The following is a 21376-nucleotide window of genomic DNA, read 5'->3' as shown; positions in this document are numbered from 1 at the left end:
AATGTATATTTATTTCCGGAAGAAATCCATAGTTTCAGGGGCCTGTATCTCATAACTTTTAAAAACACATTATGTTATTCAATTCAATAGGATTTCTTATTTTTTTACCTATAGTATTCTGTTTATACTGGTTTGTTTTTAATAAAAAATATCAGAATCAAAATAAGCTTTTGCTATTGGCAAGCTTTTATTTCTATGCGTGCTGGGATTGGAGATTTTTGTTTTTACTGATGTTTTCCATTGGTTTGGATTATTTTTCAGGTATTAAGATCGAAAATAGCAGGAATAAACGTGAAGCAAAATTCTGGCTTACTTTAAGTATTGTGATCAACCTGGGATTTCTGGGATTTTTTAAATACTATAATTTTTTTATTGAAAGTTTTGCAGATCTCCTCGGTGGTATGGGATTTAAGGTGAATATCTGGCTGCTGAATGTGATTCTGCCGGTGGGAATTTCATTTTACACTTTCCACGGACTGTCTTATGTAATTGATGTTTATAAGAAGAGGATCCGTGCTGAACGCAGTTTTATTGACTATGCAGTTTTTGTAAGTTATTTTCCTTTACTGGTGGCAGGACCTATAGAAAGGGCAACCCATCTGTTACCCCAGATTCAGAAAAAAAGAACATTTAGCTACGAGCAGGCCGCAGACGGGATGCGTCAGATTCTTTGGGGTTTCTTCAAAAAGATGGTGATTGCTGATAATTGTGCACCATTAGTGAACGAGATTTTTACCCATTACCAAACAGAAAGTCCTGCCAATCTTTTAATCGGAGCTGTTTTGTTTGCTTTCCAGATTTATGGGGATTTTTCAGGGTATTCAGATATTGCATTAGGAGTTTCAAGGCTGTTTGGAATAGAACTTCTCAAGAATTTTGCCTTCCCTTATTTCTCCAGGGATATTGCTGAGTTTTGGAGAAGATGGCATATTTCATTGTCTTCCTGGTTCAGGGATTATCTTTATATCCCATTAGGAGGCAGTAAAGGAGGACTGGGCATGAAAATAAGAAATACATTTATCATTTTTCTTGTCTCCGGATTCTGGCATGGTGCCAACTGGACATTTATAATCTGGGGCGGTCTTAATGCTTTATTTTTTATGCCACTGCTGATTATGGAGAAAAACAGAACCAATATAGAAGTTGTAGCGCAGGGAAAATGGTTTCCATCTTTTAAGGAAATCCTGCAGATACTGATTACCTTTTCTGCTACCTGTATCGCCTGGATATTTTTCAGGTCAGAATCTGTACTTCAGGCATTTGAGTATATCAAACGTATCTTCAGCCTGGAACTGTTTTCCTTTCCGGCTCAGATGCCGGTGAAAGTTTTTGCTTTGACTGCCTGTATGCTGATTATAGAATGGATTAACAGGGAACAATTCCACGGGCTGCAGATAAGAAGATTCAATCCGTGGGTACGCCGTATTCTTTACGGAATCATCATCTATATCATTCTCCGGTATGCCAATTTCGGGAATAATGAATTTATTTATTTTCAGTTTTAATATGAAAAAGTTTTTATTTAAAATATCATTTTATATCGCCGGAATTCTGCTCATATTCGGAGTTTTGGGGTCGTTTGCGGATGGAAATACAGATGATAACTATATGCATTTCGCAGTAAAAAAACCACAGAATATTATTCTGGGAGATTCTAGAGGAGCTCAGGCAGTTCTTCCCCGGCTTTTAAATCAAAAATTGGGAAGAGACTTTGATAATTTTGCATTGAATGTTGTACAGTCTCCGTACGGACAAATTTATTATAAGGCATTACAAAGAAAACTGGACCCGGAAACCAAAAACGGATTATTTATTATCACTGTAGATCCATGGAATCTATCCTTGGATAAAAATGTGAAAAAAGAAGAAGACTTTCCGGAAAATCATTCTCCGTTGAAGAATATGTATTTTTATGATCTCTCTCCGAATTATGAATATCTGCTGAGAAATTACGTTCGAAGTTGGTTTAAAATTTACACGGAGAGAGAAGAAGCAGGGAGATCAAGCACCTATCTGCATAAAGATGGTTGGATGGAAGTAACGGTGAACATGCAGAAAGATTCTGTAGCGAAAAGAGAAATTGAGAAAGTAAATTTCTACAAACAATTAGCTCAGAAACAGAATATTTCCCAAGCCAGGATTAATGCCTTAGAAGATATTATCAAATTTCTTAAAAGTAAAGGAACTGTTTATCTGGTAAGAATTCCTGCTTCAGAAAAATTGGTAGCACTGGAACAGTCTTATTCACCCAATTTTAATGAAAAAATGGAAGATATCTCCAAAAAATATGGCGTTTATTTCTTTGATTTCTCTTCCAAAGCCAAGGAATATCAATACACAGATGGAAATCATATGTATAAAGAATCCGGAAAAGTATTTACCTCACAAATAGCAGATTCTATTCTGTCTAAAACAAAAAGATAAGTACAATGTTCTGATTGTAGCGCAGCATAATCTCTCAGATCCAGATCAGAATAAGTATTTTCTGAAATTAATATTATACAAGCCGGAACGGATGCTCGGATAATCTGTGACAAGATACTTTAAAATCATATTCCACTTTTTGAGGAGGGGAGCATTGGCAATTTCAAAACTACGGTGCATTCTTTTAATATGAAGTTTCATATGAGCAGGAATCGTACTTTCGTTTTCAGACCAGTCTTTCACCTCTTTCCAAAGCAAAACTCTTGTTGTGGCAGGTTTTATTTTCTTGGAATCTACCTTTGTAATCCTGTTGTCTTCATGCACACCTCTTACTGCAACCGCTTTGTCTAAAATACCCGGATAAAGATCAAGATAATAGGATAAACGGAATAAAAATTCGGTATCCTGATGCAATCTTAAATTTGTTTTGAATAAAGGATTCATTTTACGTAGTAAAGATTCTTTCCTGATCGTTAAAGTATCAATACTAAATAAACCAAAGCTGCCCAACATATTCATTTGCCCCGGAAATACATCCTTAGGCTTATGAATTTTGTACACCGTAGTTAAGCGATCCTGAAAAATTCTATAATACTGTTCTTTTGCCTTTTCCGAGTAATAATGTACACCCAATGCACCATACACACCTTCTACTTCGGGATTTTTAAATAATTCCCTTTCAGCATCAAATCTGTTGGGAAGGTAATAGTCATCGGCATCCAGAAAGGCAATGAAATCACCGGTAGCCTTTTCTATCCCAAGATTTCTGGTAGGGCCTGCACCATGATTGCCTTTGTCGGGGTGCTGATAAAGCTGAACTCTGCTGTATTTTTCAGCGAGTTGCTGACAGACCAGCAAAGCGTTGTCAGGAGACTTGTCTTCCACTAGAATAACCTCATGAACTTCATCAAATTGAAGCGCAGATTCTACTGCTTGGGAGACATATTTTTCTGCATTATAAACGGGAATGATGACTGAGATTTTCATTTTTTCAATTGGAAATTATATTGTGTTTATGCGTTATCTTCTTACTGGAAAATTTAAGCTTTTAATTTTATTTTTAAGTAATGGATTATCTTTTTTCTGCAAAATGATATAGAAATGCGGACACTACAAGTATTTTAATTTTCTGAAAAATATTTCTTCAGGTTATTAAGCTTCATGAGTGCATGTACGTAAAGCGGTATTGCGTTTTCAGAATATCTGGATTTTTTAAAATGGCAGCCAATAGACTCACCATTTTAGAAATTCCTTTTTTCTCCGAAAGTTCAAATGCTTTTTTCCGTAAATAAAGTTGATTTGCGGCATCTGTATCCAGGGGGACAGATCTGGACCACTCGTATAAGGAATTCCAGAAAAGGAATTGTCTGCTGTTATACTGTGGCGAGTATCGGATAATCTTAGTAATTCTGTTATCATCATGTATTCCCCTTATCGCAACGGCTTGGTCTATAATACCTGATTTCAGATAGCAGTGATAAGCCAGTTTAATGATAAAATCAGAGTCCTGATGTACTCGCAGAATATTATTAAACCTTAGCTTATTCTGATCCAGGGCAGATTTTCTGACGGTTAGTCCATTCAAATGAAAGAATGTACCGAAAGTTTTCGGTGTAAGCCCGAGAAGCCCTCTGAATACTTCTTTTCCTTCTGCCGGATAGTTTACTGTTGTCAATGTATTGTCACTGAATTTAGACTGAAATTCCTTTTTCCCTTTTTCAGTGAGATATTCAACCCCTATGGCATTGAAGATCCCGTCTACCTGTGGTTCTTTAAAAAGATCTTTCTCCGCATCAAACCTATTGGGGAGATAATAATCATCAGCATCCAGGAATGTAATGAAACTTGAGGCGGCTTTTTCAATACCCAGATTTCTTGAAGCAGCAGCACCATGGTTTCCTTTGTCAGGGTGCTGTAGCAAATGAACTCTTTGATCTTCGCCAGCTAATTCTTTACAAATTTCCAATGAATGATCAGAAGATTTATCCTCAACTAAAATAACTTCCTTCACTTCTTCAAATTGCAGGGCTGACTGTACTGATTTTTTTAGAAAATCAGCAGCATTATATACAGGGATAATGACAGAAATATCAAGCATCAGAGAACATATTTATTATTATGAGCCCAAAGGGCAAGCTGCAATAAATTCCAGTGCTTATGGTCCTTGTTCAGAAATTTTTGGGTAGTATCAAAATCAATATAGTTAAAAACCTTTTGAGACGAATCTCTTAGAAGATCGTCGGAGAGCTTTAGAAGGTTTTCTTCATTAAACCAGTTCTTAACGCTGTGTCCGAAACCTTGTTTGTGACGTTTTCTGATTGTGTCGGTCCAATAATTATTCATGGATTCACGAAGGATAATTTTATCATTTTCACTGGTGATTTTCAGCTGATCAGGAAGCTGAATACAGAATTCTGCAAAATCAATATCAAGAAAAGGAGTTCTTACTTCTAATGAATTAGCCATCGCCATTCTGTCTGATTTGACCATCATATTTCCAGGGACATAATTTTCCAGATCTACTCTCATGATGTCATTCAACGAATCAGGATTCGGAGTAAAGCTGTATCCCTGCTGATAATCCTGTGAACATCCCAAAAGGGCACGTTCCGATTTATTAAAAACATTTCTGACGGAATTCAGATGAAAATCCAGAATGGAGTCGTACTTTAAATTCTGTTGGGTTACGAACGAAACCGTCTTTGCTTTTTTGTAAAGGTTAAGGCCGAATCTGGCGATTAGATTTTTATAACTGAAATGATTTTTCATCATATTTTCTACTGTATAAAAATGATATCCGCCGAACAGCTCGTCTCCAACATCGCCTGAAAGGGCTACAGTCAGATTTTTTCTTGCATTTTTACAGATCTCATAATGCGGAAGGTAAGAGGTATCAGCAAAAGGTTCGTCAAAGAAAGGAGAAACATGCAGTAATGATTCAGCCAGATCTTTTTTTTGCTCATGAACTTCTATATGATTGGTGTTGTATTTATCTGCGATTTCTTTGGCATATTTGAGCTCGCTGTCTTTATGGTCATAACCAAAACTGATTGTCGTCTGATGGGGTAAGAACTCATCCACAAGAGCAACTATAGATGAAGAATCCAGACCGCCGCTCAGAAAACTGCCAACCTGCACATCTGCAATAAGCTGTTTTTTAACAGCATTTTTCAAAAGGTACAGAAACTCCTCCTTAGCATCAGAGAGGCTGATCACCCTGTCTTTTGACGGCAGGCTGTAATACCGTGAAACAATCACCTTTCCCTCTTTCCAGATCAGCTGATGAGCGGGTGGTAAAGTATATATATTGCTGTAGATGCTCTGATAGGTGCTTACATATCCATATTGGAGATAGTTGGAAATGGCTTCAGGATTTACCTTAGGACGGATTAATCCGGATGCAAGAATCGCTTTGATCTCTGAAGCAAAAATAAATTCATTATTATTTCCGATGGCATAGTAAAATGGCTTTTCACCAAAACGGTCTCTTGCACAGAACAATTGCTGTTCACGGTCATCCCAGATGGCAAAAGCAAACATTCCCGGAAGATCATGGATGAGGTTCTGCTGCTTTCTCTGATACATCGCAAGAATGACTTCCGTGTCGGAACCTCCATGGTAAGGATATTCTGCATATTGTCTCTTAATATCCTGATATCCATAGATTTCACCGTTAAGAACAATACATTCATTTTTTGTATTGGAGAACATAGGCTGTTTCCCGTTTTCGGACAAGTCTATAATGGAAAGCCTGCGGTGGCCTAATATTGCATTATCATAGAATTCAAAGTCTGAAGAATCGGGTCCACGATGAATCAGAGAGTCTGTCATTTTTTTGATTTCCTCCTGATAATTTGCTGCATTATTGCTTATAATTCCGGCTATTCCGCACATATGCTTTTATTTTTCATCATTAATTTTATCATTTTGTAAAGCTAAATTACAATAAATTAAGGAAAGTTCGATCGGTTTAGATCAGCTGTTGCCTCAAACTATTTGAATCGGCTCTGTTCTGAATCATCTGTGTACAAGGGTCTGATAACTATGATTTTATTTTTGACGGATATTCATCAATATCAGCCATTGTAGATATTGATTATCTGGTGAAAGTATATTTTATAATTTTTAGTAGCTGGCTTATCCCCGTTCCGATATTTTTGGAAATGGAAAAGCGTTCAAATATGGCTCCATAAAGCTTTCTATTCCATACAGGAGAAACAAACTCCTTTTCGTAATAATATTTATTGATAAGCTGATCCAGGGTTTTTACTATCTGCTGGTCTGCTCTCGGATCATTATTAATCCTCTTAATATTTTTAAAAATATCAATAGAAGTGCGGTATTGTTTTTCTGTTTCTAATGAGCTGTAAACACCGCCGCTATGAAGACGGTAAACGCCCACTACTTTATTAAAGCTTCTGCCTTTTCCAAATTCAAGGGCATGATAAAAATAATAAAGATCCCTGTAATTGGGATAAATGTCAATCCACTTCTCATCAATACAGTCTTTTCTGATCAGATAAGTAAAAGTTTGGGTAGGGCGCTGTACAAAAAAGCTGTCCTGGGTATAATCAATATATTTCTGTCCGTTAAACATGGAGTCTTTTCCATCTTCTGTCAGTTTATTTTCATCCTGATGGAACAGTAAATTTCTGGCGGTCACCATGACATATTCTGAATTGTTCTCAAGGAAATCATACTGAAACTGTAGCTTTTGCGGGTCAATCCAGTAATCATCCCCTTCACAGTAGGCTAAGTATTTTCCTTGAGCTTGTGCGAATGCAAATCTTTGGTTTTCCACAAAACCTATATTGGTCTTATGATTAAAATAACGTATGATATTTGGGTATTGCTTTGCAAATTCTGAAATAACCCTGTCAGAATCATCCGGTGAATTGTCATTACAAATAACCAACTCAAACGGAAAGTCTGTTTTTTGAGAAAGCACACCTTCAATAGCCTCCTTTAAATAAGGGGCGTGATTATAAGTGAGCATAATGACCGATATTTCTGGCTTCATTGATTTAGTAATGAAATCTGTTAAGGAGGGATGGAATAATATCTTTTGATTTTAAATTGATCAATTCTTGAGGATTCTTTTTGAGATCCTGAAACGTGTAGGAAATAAACTGCCTGAAAAATTCAGTATCCAGCTCAAAATTCATAGGAAGATTATGTTTTTTCTGAATAATTCCGAGACCATAATCTGTGTCAATAACAAAAACCTCAAGATCCTTCGGATATTTTTTTAGCAGATAAAGGATAGATTTCCAGGTATCACCGTTCCACTCACCAGTCCATTCCGGATGTTTTTCTTTCGTAAAAAATTCTTCTGAGTTGTACGCTGTTGAGGCTGGCTCACTCACAGGAAAACAGTCATGCATGACAATAATTGATTTTTCATCCATGAAAGGAAGGATATTCAGAACATCTTTAAGTGCCTGGTGGTACGTATGCATACCATCAACCAGAGATATTTCAACACTGCCGAAATTTTTAAGAAACTCTTTTTTTTGCTCAAAAAAATCATCACTGGTCATTTCAAAATAATGCGTTTTTCTATTATTTTTAATGTCAAAGACTTTTCTTTTGAGTTTTTCCATTTTGGGTATTATGAAGTTGGGGTCTATTGCAATTTTGTTTTTACAGCTTATGGCATATAAAGATGTGCCACTTCGGGTCCCAATTTCAAGATATTTTTTAAAATTAGCTTTCTGGATGATACTGTTGATAAGACGAATTCTATTCATTTTTAATGCTGGGTTTAGATTTATTCTGAATTATACATGTTTTAGATTAAGAAATGCAGCCCCTTTATTTTTAATGATGGTTCTTGCGTTCATGATTTCATTAAACCGGGTCTTCTGATATTGATATTCTTTCAAAGTATCGGAAGCAGCAGAAAACTGCATCTGGAGAGCTTGCTTTATCATTTTAGGAATGAAATCTCTGTTAAGTACCTTGGAATCAAACGGGAGCGCCGGATTCAGATAGCGTTGTTCCCGCTGCACTCTCAGAGCATTGATATGGCTGGTTTTATGGAAATCCTGTTTGCCATCGTGTACAACTCTGCTTGGCGGGCATACGATGATTTTTTTCCTGAAAAAAGAAATACGTTGTACATATTCATAATCTTCAGAATAATGAAAAAAGTAAGGATTAAAGCCCCCGATTTCTTCAATGGTTGCTTTGGGAAGCAGCCAGTGAGCGGCATTCACAAAATCGATCTCATAATAATCTTTCAGACTATTGTTAAAGCTGTCTGAAAATATTCTGTTATCCGGAGTATTTCTTGCCAGATAACGTTCGAAAAAAATATCGAGCTTTTTCTCGCTTCCATCCATGTGTATCGGACTTAAAATCCCCAGTTGATTTTTGTCGGGGTATGCGTTGTAGACATCCAATAGCTTTTGAAAACTATCCGGATAAATCCACGCATCCTGATTCATCAGGTAGAAAAAATCTGCTCCTTCTTTATACGCTTTTTCTATCCCTGCATTATTCGCTTTCCCAAAACCTAAATTTTGTGGAGATTGAGTGAAGTCTACCTCAGGAAAATACTTTTTGATATATTCCTGAGTACCGTCTGTTGATCCGTTATCTATTACAATACATTTTACAGGAACTGAAGAGGTTCTTAAGCTTGAAAAACATCTTTCTGCCCACTTCATGGCATTATAAGTAACAATGATTACGTGAATAGCCACCATCTTAAATATACTTTCGGGTTAACGTTTCAAGATAACTTTCAGGACTGATACCTGAAAAGAAGTCGTGAATTTCTTTATCAAAATCTACTCTGTAGAAGTCTCCTTCGTTCACTTCTGAATAATAAGCTTTTTGATGGGTTTCCTTTTCAATAGCACCTATAATTTCTTTTAAATCAAAATTATAAGGGAAAGAAAAATTAATAACTTTATTAGGAAGGTGGAGACAGTAAGACTCTAAAAATTTAGAAATATCTTCTATATCCAGCAATAGCCTTCTTGCCTTTGTATGAACTGTAAACTGGTTTGAATTTTTAATCTGATTTTTAAGAAAATTGAATAATGTATTTGGGTTTCCTCCGTTTCCTACAATATTTCCAATTCTGAGAATAAGGTAGTTTTTACACTTATTTTTGATATAATTTTCAATTTCCTTTTTATGTAAAACGTAAAGACTGTCTTGTTTTGATTGATCATGAATGCTTAGAGTAGAAAAATAAATTAATTTATGATTGCTGTTACTCTCAATACATTTATCCAACAGAGTAAATTCTCTTTCAAACTCTGAACTTGTCGTTTCCAGAGAATTCGAAACACCAGATGCAAAAAATAGATTTTCCTCTGAGTCTATATTTTTTAATGAATTGGCAATAAGTCCGTTTCCTATGATCATATTATATTAAACAGTTTTAGATAAATTTTAATTCTTAATGTTGTGTTTTTTATTGATACTTCCGGCGTATCTTATATAGCCGTAATACTTTTTGGCTATTTGCAAATGCTCATTAAAATTAAGTTTTTTGGGATAAAATTTTAATGTCAGAAATAGGTTTTTTTTATTAACAGGGTAGTATTTAAAAAAATTGTGTAAAAACCCTAAGAATATTTTCTTTTCAGCTTCCGTGTCGATTTCTTTTTGAAAATCAGATCCTATACTTTCCCTTACCTTGATATTGGCATCTAACCAAGTTTTATCCGGATTTCCACCAGAAAAATGTTGAATCAGGATATCGTTAACCACATAATTCTGTTTTTTTGTAGAAACTCTTAAACTAAAATCAAGATCATAGCCATGGAAACCTTTCAATAGATTTTCGCTGAATTTAAACTGATTAAATATTTCTTTTTTAATTCCCAGAAAAACCCCGTCAACAGCAAAGACTTTATTTCTGTTTTCCCTCGTTGTTTGAATGGGAAAATACAGGGTGTTCTCTTTATTTCCCTGTAAAATATTTACGAAATTATATTTCTCAGTAACGGTCCAGCTTGATGGAGCAGAAGGAACGTAGGATGATCCTGCAAGCCCTATAATTCCTGTATTTTCCTGGTTTAAATGATTTATGAGTGTATTCCCCCAATCTTCATTTTTAAATAAGATGTCTTCATGGATGAAAAGCAAATAATCAAAACCAGCTTTTTCCGCGCCTTTGTTATAAGCTTCACAAATACCCATCAATCCAGGATTGTCTATTTTAATGATTTCATAAGACACCCCAATTGTTTCTGCAATATTTTTTTCAAGTGCAGAAAAATAGTCAGGAAGATATGATGAGATTATGATGGAGATCATCCTAAAGTAAGTTATCAATTATTGTAAAAATTTTACCTGCCAATTTCTTGTCAGAATATTCGTTTTCCAATCTCTGATAAATATTTTCGCCATAACTTTCTCTTAGATTGGCATCCTGCATAAGTTTAACGGTTTCTTCAGCCATGGCATCCATATCCAGATAAGGAACAAGTACTCCATGATTGTTTTCCAGAAATTCAACGGCACCACCGCTTTTTTCAAAAGCTACGATGGGTTTTTTTAGTTTTGCAGCAGTCAGCATAACTAATGGAAAAGGATCTTCACGGGACATTAAAAGAAAAACATCAAAAATATTTATATAATCATTTGGCGTTTTGTTATGATCGATAAAAATGATGTCCTTTTCTACCCCTAATTTTTCAGCATCCAATTTAGCACATCTTACAGCAGCACTTTTGGATGTCCCTCCAAGGTTGATAAATTTAAATCTAAGGTCAGTTTTCTGTTTTATTTTCTGCACCAAAACAGGAACCATCTCTGTACCTTTCCTTAACTCTTGCGAACTGGCAATTCCAACGATCAATTCTTCGTTTTTAATATTCAATTCCTTTTTCAATAATTCTTTATCCTTCTGGAGGTTGAGAACATTGTCTACGAAAGAATGTATTGCTGTTACTTTCTGAGGGGCTGCATTGTACTTGTTGATAAGATTGTCGGCAACAGCTTGCGAACCTGCTATAATTTGGGTGATATTTGAAATGTTTTCTAAAACAAACTCTTTAGAGTAAGTACTTTCAATCCCAAAACTAAGCTCGTGAATAGCAACAATTGTAGGAATGTTTTTTTTATAAAAAGGAAGCGTCCAAATCAATGATTCCATTGTGTTTCCATATACCAGATCGTATCTGTTTTCAAGAAGTGAGGTGGTAATTTTATCAATTTTGTCTTGTTGAGTCTCTTTTTTTCTGAAAACAATTGATTGAACTCTTTTTAAATTTCTTTTTAAAAATGAAAAAGACTGTAAATGATAATGAGCAACAACAATATTGTTAGCTACTTTTGCAAATTCTTCATACAATTCTCCTCCTCTGATCAATAAAATATCGATCTGATAATTCTCTTTTTCTTTTTTTAATCTTTTTATTAAATCTAAAACAAGAATGGGAGCACCGGATAAAGAAGCTTCGTGAGAAATAAATAATATTTTTTTTGTACTCATTTTAGAGGGTTTGAGAAATTAAATTTTGACTATTTTTCATAATTGTGTTTTCAGGAACAGATTTGTGTATTACACAGCCGGCTCCAATAATAGAATTGTCTCCGATAGTAACCCCTTTTAATATTACAGTATTGCTTCCAATCCAGCAATTTTTGCCAATTTTAATAGGAGACGTCATATATTTTTCTTTTTCTACAAAAAGTTTTTTACCTTTTTCGATAAGATGATTATGATCGTATAGCCTTACACCTTCACCAAAAATGGTATCATTACCAATTTCAATTTTATCTAAACAATTAATAGAACAATAATTGTTGAAAAAAACACCTTTTCCAATTCTAAGCTCAGCATTCGGAAAAACTAAAATATTGCAATATTCTCTCAGTAAAAAATTTTCGCTAATTGTAATATTTCCTGTTTGATTATTTTCTCCTTTAAAAATATCTGCATCTTTGGGCGAAAAACTTGGATGAATATTTATATTAGGTCTGGACATGAAAATATTCCATTTTTCCTGCTTTTTTCTTTTATCATTATTCTCGACAAGAGTAATGATTTTTTGTGCGATATTATTTTTAAGCTTTGTAAACATTTTAGAAAATTAATTTTTACAATTTTAATTTCTTCATAATTTTAGATTTCATGATTTTTAAAAGACTTCCCATATTGGTAATCGTTTCAATATATCGATAATCTTTTAGTTTTAAATCTAATGCTTTTTTCTCATCAAAAGGCCTTATTAAAGCATTTCTGAAATTATTATATTGTACAAGAAGATTCTCATGAACTTCTTTATTGCTTTTAAAATGAAGCAGTAAAAATCTTAAGCAATACATGGTATTTACCATTTGATCTACCTTGTTTTGTGTACTCCACATACCGCTTCCTACTCTGTAGGTTGCCATTTCCTGCGGAAAATATTTTATCAACCCGAAAGACGCATTCAGCATGTGCATGGGATAATCGCCGATGGGAGAATATTTCAGCCAGTCAGGGAGAATCTCCATATTTTTTCTGAAAACCACAGAAACGGTGATAATGAAGTTTTCTTTTGCAAGATCTTCAATTGTATAAGTTTCTTCGGTATCAGGATTAGGATAAGTGAATTTTTCGTCTCTTGTGGTAAGTTCGTTAATCTTATGAAATGTCAGACTGTAATCAGGATTTTCTTCCAAAAAATCAACCTGTTTCTGCAGTTTTAAAGGATCTTTCCAATAATCATCGCCTTCACAAATGGCAATATATTGACCTTTGGATTCACAAATGGTCCATACAAAATTGGGGATGGCACCTTTATTTTTCGTATGTTTTATGTATTTTATCCAATGTCCGTTCGGATGGGTGTTGATAATATTTTTTACAACCGCTTCGGTATTGTCCGGCGAGCAGTCGTCTGAAATAATCAGTTCTATTTCTCCATTGAAAGCCTGTGACAAGACCCCATTAATACTTTCTTCTATATATTTTTCATGACCATAGGTGATCATCACAACGCTTACTTTAGGATTCATCATGTATTTGTTTTAATAATTTTTGCAGGAACTCCCACAGCTACGCAATTGTCCGGAATGTTTCTTGTGACAACGGCCCCGGCTCCTATAATGACATTGTTTCCAATCTTAATGCCCGGAAGAATGATAGAACCTGAACCTAATTGACAGAAACTGCCAATATATGCCCTTCCTAAAATTTTCACATCAGGTGAAATTTCTGTAAAATCACCAATTTCTACATCATGAGTGATAATAGAATTGTAATAAACAATAGCACCAGTTCCTATGGTAACATCGTTGGAAATTTTCACCCCGTCTAAAATATTTGCTCCTCTGCCGATGCTTATTCCGTATGAGCCGATGTCGGCTTTCGGGCTTATGGTAGAGGTTAATTTTCCACCGGCTTCTGTAAATTTGTCGGCTAATTTTTTTCTTAATCTAGGATTTCCAATTCCGACGGTGAACTTTTCATCAATGGTTTCAAAATACTTTTCTGCATCCTGAATATTTTTCAGAACAGGAAACTGATTATACAGATTACCAAAGACATCATCATTCACATCGTCATAAAAAGCAAGATCGGCCAGGTCATTATTCTGATGGCAGATCTCTAATACTTCTTTTGCAAATCCTTTGGCTCCGATGATTAACATGATTAATTATTTTGTATTCTCAGCATAAGCCGGGCAATAAGCTCAACTTCTTCAAAAGTCAGGTCATGATAAAGCGGAAGGCATAACGCTCTTTTCGCAATATCTTCAGTCACCGGAAGTTCCAGTTTCGGGAGATAAGGTAATGATGATGCCAGGCTCGGATAGAAATATCTTCGGGTAAAGATTTCTTGTTTATCCATTTCGGCTTTTAATTTTAACAATAATTCTTCACTTTCTAAAATAATAACATAATAAGGGAAATTTTCATTAGCATTTGAATGCCACAATGGTTTTACGGCTTTTAAATTTTTCAGCTTTTCATCATAAAGTCTAGATAAAGCTTTTCTTTTTTCATGAATTTCGTTGATGTATTTAAGATTAATCAACCCCATGGCAGCATGAAATTCAGAATTTTTTCCGTTAAGTCCTAATTCAGCAAATGAATCAAATCCTGAAATTCCAAAGTTCCTGATATATGCTAATTTTTTTAATAGATCCGGATCTTTGGTGATGACCAAACCTCCTTCAATGGTATGGTAAAGTTTTGTTGCATGAAGGGAACACGTAGAAATATCACCATATTCAAAAATTGATTTTCCGTTCACTTCCACTCCAAAGGCGTGGGCTGCGTCATAAATTACTTTTAAATTGTTTTTTTTTGCAATAATCTCTATAGCTTCCACATCACATGGATTTCCATAAACGTGTGTGGCAAGGATGGCGGTAGTTTTTTCTGTGATGGCTTCTTCAATTTTTTTAGCGTCAATGCACAGGCTTTTTGGATCTATATCAACAAAAACGGGCGTACAGTTTTCCCAGACGATAGAACTCGTTGTAGCAATGAAAGAAAATGGGGTAGTGATCACTTCACCTGTAATTTCAAGTGCCTTGATCGCCATTTGTATGGCTACGGTACCGTTGGTTACAAATAATAGATGCTGTACTTTGAGGTAGTCTTTAAGCTCCATTTCTAATTGACTCGCTAAAGGTCCCATATTGGTAAGCCAGTTTCTTTTCCAGATACCGTCTAAATATCTTTCATATTCTTCCTGTGGCGGAAGAAAGGGTTGGGTTACGGGAATCATAAATAAATTTTTAGTGTAAAGTTATGATATTTTCGCTATCAAGCTCAAAGGGTATCCATTGTTCTTTTTCTCCGCTTACCATAAACTCAATAATGTTGTTGATACGAAGAAAAGGTGATTCTGTCGAAGGCTCGTACAACCCGACATCCAGAATGTATTTTCCTAACGTGAAAAGCGGATTTTTAATGGTTGTTTGGTAAGTAATCTTTGTGCTTTGGCCTATATTTTCTCTAGATTCTCTTACAAAAATTCCGGCAATTGGCTTTTGCTCTTTATCCTTGAATTCAAGATATAAAACAGGCAGCTCATGTACAGGTTTATTGATTTTAAATTCAAAAGAAAGAATGAAATCCTTATGGCGGTGAATTTCGTTATTTAAAAGGTTTGTTTTTGCAGAAATTAATTCAAAAGTCTGATTATCATAGACTTTATTTTCGCCGTTATTCGAAAATTTATTGTAATAAAGCTGAATTCCTTTTCCGATTTCTTTTCCATGATATTCAACCTTACCATGATCCATTAAAATAATTTCATTACAAATCCTTGAAACCATCGGCATGCTGTGAGAAACAAAAATTACGGCTGTATGAGGAAGCAGTTCGTCAATTTTGCTGAAACATTTTAAGACAAAACCTAAATCGCCCACGGCTAAAACTTCATCAATAATCAAAATATCCGGTTCGAGATGGGCTGCAACCGCAAACCCTAACCGTACTTTCATCCCTGAGGAATAGTTTTGTACGGGGGTATCAATAAAATCTCTTATTTCAGAAAAATCAATGATAGATTCTATTTTTTCTTCAACATCTTTTTTAGTAAAACCTAAGATGGAAGCATTGTTATAGATATTTTCCCTTCCTGTAAGAATCGGATTAAAACCGGCGCCCAATTCTATCAAAGCTCCGATTTTTCCTCTCATGACGATTTGTCCTTTGTCAGGAGCGTATAATCCGTTCAAAACTTTTAGGAGGGTAGATTTTCCGGCACCGTTATGACCGATCAGTCCGATACATTCTCCTCTTCTCAGCTCAAAACTTACATCATGCACTGCCCAGAATTCTTTGGGACGCAATTCTTTATTGATCGATAAACCCAGTGTACTTCGGATAATGTCTGAAGCGCCGTATCTAAGCGAGCTTTTCAGGTTTTTACTGAATTTTTTAGATACGTTTTGTACCGATACTAATACTTCTTTATCTTTCATTACCCTGCAATTTTTTCAATAACAATCGGCATTGATTTTCTGAAAATAACCAAACCAATCAATAAAACAATAATGCTGACAGCCGTTAAGATAACGGTAAATACCAGTGACTGTGCTTCCATTCCTACCAATGTATTTCGGGTATCATTAATAAGATATGTTAAAGGATTTATTTTAAATAAAATTTTAAAAACCCCAACTCTTGGCGCGGCATACACTACAGGCGTGAGGTACATCAAAAAAGGAATACCAGTAGTAAGTACTTTGCTGATATCGGTGTAAATTAATCCTAATGGTGTAATAATTAGCCCTATAGCAAAAGCAAAAAGTGTTAAAGCCACAATATAAAATGGATACAAAAGAAGGCTCCATGAAGGTACTACCTGATACACAATTAAAATTGCAACGACAGGTATCATTTTTATAGCTAAATTGAAAAGAGTAGTATATAACCCTTTCATTAATAAGGCTTCTTTTGGGAAATTAATTTTTGAAATAATTGCTCTTCCTGCATTCACAGAATTGATAGGGCTCTGAACAGCTTCAGCAAAGATATTCCAAAGAGTGGTACCTACGATAACGAAAACCGGATAGGGAATTCCTCCCGGAATATTGACATTTACCACGCCTGAGCCATTTAGGAATAACCAGATCAATGAATTGATTATTACCGGAGCCAATATCCAGAAAAACCCCAATAAAGACTGCCTGTGCTGAGACTGAATGTCTCTTTTGGTCATTTGATAGGCTAAAAAATTAGAAGATTTTATATCCCGGTAAATCGCTTTGAGCTCTTGGAAAAAATGTGTTTTTTTATCAGATGTGTATACTACGGTTTTCAAAGTAGATTTTTTTTCAAATTTATAATAATTAATCTTATCCCGGATTTTATGTATTAGGAATATTATTTACATGCAACAGGAAAATTACAACTAATATATTAATAGTTGTATTATAATCAAAAGCTATTAACATTTTTATAGAATAGCTTTTGATTTTTGTAGATGAATTTATTATTTTATTACGAGCTGTTTCAGGTATTCACCGTATCCGCTTTTACCATATTTGGTAGCCGTTTCAAGCAGTTTCTCCTCATCAATGAATTTGTTTCTGAATGCAATTTCTTCAATACAGCCGATTTTAAATCCTTGTCTTTTTTCAATAACACTTACAAATTCTGAAGCGTCATGAAGAGAATCAAAAGTCCCTGTATCCAGCCATGCCGTTCCTCTGTTAAGAACAGCTACTTCAAGTTTTCCATTGCTTAAATAAACATTGTTGATATCTGTGATTTCCAGTTCACCTCTTGCAGAGGGCTTGATGTTTTTAGCGATTTCAACGACATTGTTATCATAAAAATACAGGCCGGGAACAGCGTAGTTTGACTTAGGATTTAAAGGCTTTTCTTCAATGGAAACAGCTTTCAGGTTTTTGTCGAATTCTACTACACCATATCTTTCAGGGTCTGCTACGTGGTAGGCAAAAACAACTCCTCCTTCCGGATTGGTTTTGTTTTTCAATAAAGTTCCCATTTCGGAACCATAGAAGATATTATCTCCCAATACCAGTGCGGCGGGGTCGTTGCCAATAAATTGCTCACCCAGAATAAAAGCTTGTGCTAAACCATCAGGGCTTGGCTGTACAACATATTCTATATTACAGCCGATTTGCGAGCCGTCGCCCAAAAGTTTGATGAAACCTTCCTGGTCATGTGGAGTAGTGATGATAAGAATATCCTTAATTCCTGCTAAAAGCAATGTGGAAAGCGGATAGTAGATCATAGGTTTGTCGTAAACAGGCATCAGCTGCTTGCTTACGGCAATAGTTAGAGGGTAAAGTCTTGTTCCGGAACCTCCGGCTAATATTATTCCTTTCATGTTTTGGTGCGTAAGACGCTTATTTCTTTTGTGTTGTGAGTTGAATTTCTGTGAAGATAAAGAGTTCTATTGCTCTGTTATCTCAATAATATATTTAGCTGTATTGTTTGCTGTAATAATCCTGATAATTTCCAGAAGTTACATTTTCCAGCCATTCCTTATTTTCCAGATACCAGTCGATGGTTTTTGCTAATCCTTCTTCAAAGGTAACTGAAGGTTTCCAGCCTAAATCTTTATTCAGTTTTGTTGCATCAATAGCGTAACGTTTGTCGTGACCCGGTCTGTCTTTAACAAAAGTGATCAGTTTTTCTGAATAACCTTCCGGTCTTTCCAGTTTGGCATCCATTTGTTTGATCAGTTCTTTGACAAGATCAATATTCTGCCACTCGTTGAATCCTCCGATATTGTAAGTCTCACCGGTCTTTGCTTCTTTAAAGATCTGATGAATCGCCTTGGCATGGTCAATGACAAACAACCAGTCTCTGGTATATTTTCCATCACCGTAAATAGGAAGGGGTCTCTCGTTGATGATATTCGAAATACAAAGAGGAATAAGCTTTTCAGGGAAATGATTCGGACCGTAGTTGTTGGAACAGTTCGATACGATGAAAGGCATTCCATAGGTATTTCCGTAAGCTCTTACCAAATGGTCAGAGGCTGCTTTTGAAGCTGAATACGGAGATTGAGGGTCGTATGATGTGGTCTCCAGAAAGAATCCTGTTTCGCCTAAACTTCCATATACTTCATCCGTGGAAATATGATAGAAAAGATTGTTTCTTTTTTCATCCGGGAATCTGCCGTGGGTATGATCGGGATTTAATGTCCAGAATTCTTTACAAAGGTTCAGAAGATTAGCGGTTCCGTTCACATTCGTGTTGATAAATGCCATTGGATCTGTAATACTTCTGTCTACGTGGCTTTCTGCTGCTAAATGTATAACTGCATCCGGATTATATTTTTCGAAAACTTTTCTAAGTTCTTCCGGTTTTGTGATATCTGCTTTTTCGAAAACATAATTCGGCTCATTTTCAATGTCCTTTAAGTTTTCCAGATTTCCGGCGTAGGTAAGAGCATCAAGATTGATGATCGTAGTATCCGGATTGTTTTTTACAAACTCTCTTACAACATGGGAGCCGATGAATCCGGCACCTCCTGTAATGATAATATTTTTCATTGATTTATTTTGTGATGGTCTTTCTTCCTATACTTTTATAATGAAATCCATTCTGTTCAGGGATTTCCAGTGGGTACATATTTCTGCCGTCAAAAATGACTTTGTTTTTCATCTTTCTGGCCATAAGGTCAAAATTAGGATTTTTGAATTCCGGCCATTCTGTAGCAATAAACAGTGCGTCTACATCTTCGAGTGCATCATACATTCCTTTGGCGTATTGTATTTTATCACCTAAAAGCTTCTGAACATTATTTTCTGCAACAGCATCATATGCTACAATTTTTGCACCTTTTTCCAATAAAAGAGCAATATTATCTAAAGATGAAGCTTCTCTGATGTCATCTGTATTGGCTTTGAAGGCAAGCCCCCACATAGCAATTTTCTTTCCTTCGATACTTCCTCCGAAATATTTTTCAATTTCAGACACTAAGATCACCTTCTGGGCTGTATTTACATTTTCCGTAGCTTCAAGGATCTGAAAATTAAAATCTTCCTGCTTTCCGGATTTTATAAGCGCTTTTACATCTTTAGGGAAGCAGCTACCACCATATCCGATCCCCGGGAATAAGAATCTGTGTCCGATTCTGTCATCACTACCCATCCCAAGTCTTACCTTATCTACATCTGCGCCCACTTTTTCACAATAGTTCGCGATCTCATTCATAAAGGTAATTTTTACTGCCAGAAATGAATTCGCAGCATATTTTGTAAGTTCTGAGGATTTCTCATCCATGAAAATGATAGGAATTCCGGTGTTGGTAAAAGGCTGGTATATTTTAGACATGATGTCTTTGGCTCTTTCCGAACTTGCACCAACCACTACTCTTGAGGGATTCATTGAATCTTCAACCGCAAATCCTTCTCTTAAAAATTCGGGATTTGAAACAACATCAAAAGGGATATTTGTTTTTGCTGAGATGGTTTCTCTTACTCTGTCTGCAGTTCCTACAGGAACCGTACTTTTATTGACAATGACTTTGTATCCGGTCATCATTTCGCCAATATTATCAGCTACCTGAAGTACATAAGACAGATCTGCAGATCCATCTTCTCCCGGAGGAGTAGGTAATGCCAGATAAATCACTTCGCTTTTGTCTAAAGCTTCTTTAAGATTGGTAGTGAAAAATAATCTTTCAGACTGAATGTTTCTTAAAAACATTTCTTCAAGGTTCGGCTCATAAATGGGAACTATGCCGTTTTTCATACCTTCTACTTTTTTTTCATCAATATCAACACAGTATACTGAATTGCCAAGTTCTGCCAGAGTGGTTCCTGTAACCAAACCTACATAACCTGTTCCTACAATCGTTATATTCAAAATGTCTGTTTTTAAATTCTAAGACAAAAGTAATAAAAATCTTCTGACATATTCTTTTAATTTATTGTAAATGAATCTTACGCTATTTACTTGATACTTAAGATTATTTTGCATTTTTAGAAAAAAAGCTTATATTTGCAATGGATTTACGGAAAAAATGGGAAGGCTTCGGAAGAAAGCCTTTTTTCGTACTGTAAATCAAGATAAAAATATATGGAGTTTAGAAAAAGAATTGAAGAATTATTAAATGAATTCCTTGAGACCAGAAAAGATCTGTTTCTTATTGATCTTAAAATTTCTGCAGGGGATGATATTACAGTGATTTTGGATGGTGATAACGGAGTTTCTTTGCAGGATTGTCTTGATGCAAGCCGTGCAATTGAATTCAATATGGATCGTGAAGAGCATGACTTCAGCCTTCAGGTGATGTCTGCAGGACTGAGCGAGCCATTATCCACACCAAGACAGTTCAGTAAAAACATTGGAAGAGAGATTGAGGTGATGCTGGAGGATTCTTCTAAAATTGAAGGAGAATTGTCAAAAGTAGACGATGAGAAGATCACACTTGTTCTGCGTTACCGGAAACCGAAAGATATCGGAAAAGGAAAAGTAGATGTGGAGGAGGAGAAAGAAATTTCTTATCCTGAGATCAAAAAAGCATTAGTAGTAATTAAATTTTAAAAAGAAAAAA

At 35.4% G+C, this 21376-nt stretch carries 21 protein-coding genes; 3 read left to right on the top strand and 18 right to left on the bottom strand.

What is annotated here, in order from left to right; genetic code table 11:
• The first annotated feature begins 71 nt into the window (after positions 1-71).
• Both AC5YGI_RS00465 and AC5YGI_RS00460 read left to right on the top strand, forming a co-directional pair.
• Positions 72-1505 (top strand): MBOAT family O-acyltransferase, encoded by a 1434-nt coding sequence (locus tag AC5YGI_RS00465; RefSeq protein ID WP_496167278.1) that lies wholly within the window; start codon positions 72-74, stop codon positions 1503-1505.
• A 1-nt stretch (position 1506) separates the two neighbouring features.
• Positions 1507-2424 (top strand): SGNH/GDSL hydrolase family protein, encoded by a 918-nt coding sequence (locus tag AC5YGI_RS00460; protein WP_496167277.1) that lies wholly within the window; start codon positions 1507-1509, stop codon positions 2422-2424.
• A 45-nt stretch (positions 2425-2469) separates the two neighbouring features.
• Here the strand turns inward: AC5YGI_RS00460 and AC5YGI_RS00455 are convergent, their stop codons facing one another.
• The 18 genes from AC5YGI_RS00455 to AC5YGI_RS00370 all read right to left on the bottom strand — a co-directional run bounded on the left by AC5YGI_RS00455 (position 2470) and on the right by AC5YGI_RS00370 (position 20685).
• Positions 2470-3411, bottom strand: coding sequence for a glycosyltransferase family 2 protein (locus AC5YGI_RS00455; protein WP_343639674.1), 942 nt, complete (start codon positions 3409-3411; stop codon positions 2470-2472).
• Positions 3412-3583: 172 nt separating this feature from the next.
• Positions 3584-4522 (bottom strand): glycosyltransferase family 2 protein, encoded by a 939-nt coding sequence (locus AC5YGI_RS00450; RefSeq protein WP_496167276.1) that lies wholly within the window; start codon positions 4520-4522, stop codon positions 3584-3586.
• On the bottom strand, positions 4522-6318 hold the full coding sequence (asnB, locus tag AC5YGI_RS00445) for an asparagine synthase (glutamine-hydrolyzing) (RefSeq protein ID WP_330745023.1): 1797 nt from the start codon (positions 6316-6318) through the stop codon (positions 4522-4524). The genes AC5YGI_RS00450 and asnB overlap by 1 nt, the downstream gene beginning before the upstream one ends.
• A gap of 202 nt (positions 6319-6520) precedes the next feature.
• On the bottom strand, positions 6521-7444 hold the full coding sequence (locus AC5YGI_RS00440; RefSeq protein WP_496167275.1) for a glycosyltransferase family 2 protein: 924 nt from the start codon (positions 7442-7444) through the stop codon (positions 6521-6523).
• Between the two features lie 4 nt (positions 7445-7448).
• Entirely contained in the window at positions 7449-8174 is a 726-nt protein-coding gene (locus tag AC5YGI_RS00435; RefSeq protein ID WP_330745025.1) for a class I SAM-dependent methyltransferase, read from the bottom strand.
• A 30-nt stretch (positions 8175-8204) separates the two neighbouring features.
• Positions 8205-9134 carry a glycosyltransferase family 2 protein gene (locus AC5YGI_RS00430; protein WP_496167274.1) on the bottom strand — a complete coding sequence of 310 codons (930 nt, stop codon included), beginning with the start codon at positions 9132-9134 and terminating at the stop codon, positions 8205-8207.
• 1 nt (position 9135) lies between these two features.
• Positions 9136-9804, bottom strand: coding sequence for an NAD-dependent epimerase/dehydratase family protein (locus AC5YGI_RS00425; RefSeq protein ID WP_496167273.1), 669 nt, complete (start codon positions 9802-9804; stop codon positions 9136-9138).
• A gap of 27 nt (positions 9805-9831) precedes the next feature.
• Positions 9832-10701, bottom strand: a complete 870-nt coding sequence (locus tag AC5YGI_RS00420; protein WP_496167272.1) for a glycosyltransferase — start codon at positions 10699-10701, stop codon at positions 9832-9834.
• A gap of 1 nt (position 10702) precedes the next feature.
• Positions 10703-11881 (bottom strand): glycosyltransferase family 4 protein, encoded by a 1179-nt coding sequence (locus AC5YGI_RS00415; RefSeq protein WP_343639660.1) that lies wholly within the window; start codon positions 11879-11881, stop codon positions 10703-10705.
• 1 nt (position 11882) lies between these two features.
• Entirely contained in the window at positions 11883-12473 is a 591-nt protein-coding gene (locus tag AC5YGI_RS00410; RefSeq protein WP_496167271.1) for an acyltransferase, read from the bottom strand.
• 16 nt (positions 12474-12489) lie between these two features.
• Complete coding sequence (locus AC5YGI_RS00405; protein WP_330745031.1) at positions 12490-13395, bottom strand: glycosyltransferase family 2 protein; 906 nt, start codon at positions 13393-13395, stop codon at positions 12490-12492.
• The gene (locus tag AC5YGI_RS00400; protein ID WP_496167270.1) at positions 13392-14027 is read right to left on the bottom strand and encodes an acetyltransferase; all 636 of its coding nucleotides are present in this window, start codon (positions 14025-14027) and stop codon (positions 13392-13394) included. Before AC5YGI_RS00400 ends, AC5YGI_RS00405 begins: the two co-directional genes overlap by 4 nt.
• Positions 14028-14029: 2 nt before the next feature.
• Positions 14030-15112, bottom strand: a complete 1083-nt coding sequence (locus AC5YGI_RS00395) for a DegT/DnrJ/EryC1/StrS family aminotransferase (protein WP_330745033.1) — start codon at positions 15110-15112, stop codon at positions 14030-14032.
• A gap of 10 nt (positions 15113-15122) precedes the next feature.
• On the bottom strand, positions 15123-16316 hold the full coding sequence (locus tag AC5YGI_RS00390) for an ABC transporter ATP-binding protein (RefSeq protein WP_330745034.1): 1194 nt from the start codon (positions 16314-16316) through the stop codon (positions 15123-15125).
• Positions 16316-17056, bottom strand: coding sequence for an ABC transporter permease (locus tag AC5YGI_RS00385; protein ID WP_330745035.1), 741 nt, complete (start codon positions 17054-17056; stop codon positions 16316-16318). The genes AC5YGI_RS00390 and AC5YGI_RS00385 overlap by 1 nt, the downstream gene beginning before the upstream one ends.
• A gap of 273 nt (positions 17057-17329) precedes the next feature.
• Positions 17330-18193, bottom strand: a complete 864-nt coding sequence (rfbA, locus tag AC5YGI_RS00380) for a glucose-1-phosphate thymidylyltransferase RfbA (protein ID WP_496167269.1) — start codon at positions 18191-18193, stop codon at positions 17330-17332.
• A gap of 94 nt (positions 18194-18287) precedes the next feature.
• Positions 18288-19367, bottom strand: coding sequence for a dTDP-glucose 4,6-dehydratase (gene rfbB, locus AC5YGI_RS00375; protein WP_496167268.1), 1080 nt, complete (start codon positions 19365-19367; stop codon positions 18288-18290).
• 4 nt (positions 19368-19371) lie between these two features.
• A complete protein-coding gene (locus AC5YGI_RS00370) occupies positions 19372-20685 on the bottom strand; it encodes a UDP-glucose dehydrogenase family protein (RefSeq protein WP_330745038.1) in 1314 nt (437 codons plus the stop codon).
• Between the two features lie 213 nt (positions 20686-20898).
• Between AC5YGI_RS00370 and rimP the strand changes: the two genes are divergently transcribed.
• Positions 20899-21366 carry a ribosome assembly cofactor RimP gene (gene rimP, locus AC5YGI_RS00365; protein ID WP_034691441.1) on the top strand — a complete coding sequence of 156 codons (468 nt, stop codon included), beginning with the start codon at positions 20899-20901 and terminating at the stop codon, positions 21364-21366.
• Positions 21367-21376 lie beyond the last annotated feature (10 nt).

It is taken from the genome of Chryseobacterium sp. CS3K3.1 (genome assembly GCF_059515165.1).
This window is presented reverse-complemented; position numbering and strand designations above follow the sequence as displayed.

Bases quoted from the DNA above. Each gene is read 5' to 3' on its own strand.
- AC5YGI_RS00465 (WP_496167278.1), top strand. From the start codon at position 72: ATGTTATTCAATTCAATAGGATTTCTTATTTTTTTACCTATAGTATTC.
- AC5YGI_RS00460 (WP_496167277.1), top strand. From the start codon at position 1,507: ATGAAAAAGTTTTTATTTAAAATATCATTTTATATCGCCGGAATTCTG.
- AC5YGI_RS00455 (WP_343639674.1), bottom strand. From the start codon at position 3,411: ATGAAAATCTCAGTCATCATTCCCGTTTATAATGCAGAAAAATATGTC.
- AC5YGI_RS00450 (WP_496167276.1), bottom strand. From the start codon at position 4,522: ATGCTTGATATTTCTGTCATTATCCCTGTATATAATGCTGCTGATTTT.
- asnB (WP_330745023.1), bottom strand. From the start codon at position 6,318: ATGTGCGGAATAGCCGGAATTATAAGCAATAATGCAGCAAATTATCAG.
- AC5YGI_RS00440 (WP_496167275.1), bottom strand. From the start codon at position 7,444: ATGAAGCCAGAAATATCGGTCATTATGCTCACTTATAATCACGCCCCT.
- AC5YGI_RS00435 (WP_330745025.1), bottom strand. From the start codon at position 8,174: ATGAATAGAATTCGTCTTATCAACAGTATCATCCAGAAAGCTAATTTT.
- AC5YGI_RS00430 (WP_496167274.1), bottom strand. From the start codon at position 9,134: ATGGTGGCTATTCACGTAATCATTGTTACTTATAATGCCATGAAGTGG.
- AC5YGI_RS00425 (WP_496167273.1), bottom strand. From the start codon at position 9,804: ATGATCATAGGAAACGGACTTATTGCCAATTCATTAAAAAATATAGAC.
- AC5YGI_RS00420 (WP_496167272.1), bottom strand. From the start codon at position 10,701: ATGATCTCCATCATAATCTCATCATATCTTCCTGACTATTTTTCTGCA.
- AC5YGI_RS00415 (WP_343639660.1), bottom strand. From the start codon at position 11,881: ATGAGTACAAAAAAAATATTATTTATTTCTCACGAAGCTTCTTTATCC.
- AC5YGI_RS00410 (WP_496167271.1), bottom strand. From the start codon at position 12,473: ATGTTTACAAAGCTTAAAAATAATATCGCACAAAAAATCATTACTCTT.
- AC5YGI_RS00405 (WP_330745031.1), bottom strand. From the start codon at position 13,395: ATGATGAATCCTAAAGTAAGCGTTGTGATGATCACCTATGGTCATGAA.
- AC5YGI_RS00400 (WP_496167270.1), bottom strand. From the start codon at position 14,027: ATGTTAATCATCGGAGCCAAAGGATTTGCAAAAGAAGTATTAGAGATC.
- AC5YGI_RS00395 (WP_330745033.1), bottom strand. From the start codon at position 15,112: ATGATTCCCGTAACCCAACCCTTTCTTCCGCCACAGGAAGAATATGAA.
- AC5YGI_RS00390 (WP_330745034.1), bottom strand. From the start codon at position 16,316: ATGAAAGATAAAGAAGTATTAGTATCGGTACAAAACGTATCTAAAAAA.
- AC5YGI_RS00385 (WP_330745035.1), bottom strand. From the start codon at position 17,056: ATGACCAAAAGAGACATTCAGTCTCAGCACAGGCAGTCTTTATTGGGG.
- rfbA (WP_496167269.1), bottom strand. From the start codon at position 18,193: ATGAAAGGAATAATATTAGCCGGAGGTTCCGGAACAAGACTTTACCCT.
- rfbB (WP_496167268.1), bottom strand. From the start codon at position 19,367: ATGAAAAATATTATCATTACAGGAGGTGCCGGATTCATCGGCTCCCAT.
- rimP (WP_034691441.1), top strand. From the start codon at position 20,899: ATGGAGTTTAGAAAAAGAATTGAAGAATTATTAAATGAATTCCTTGAG.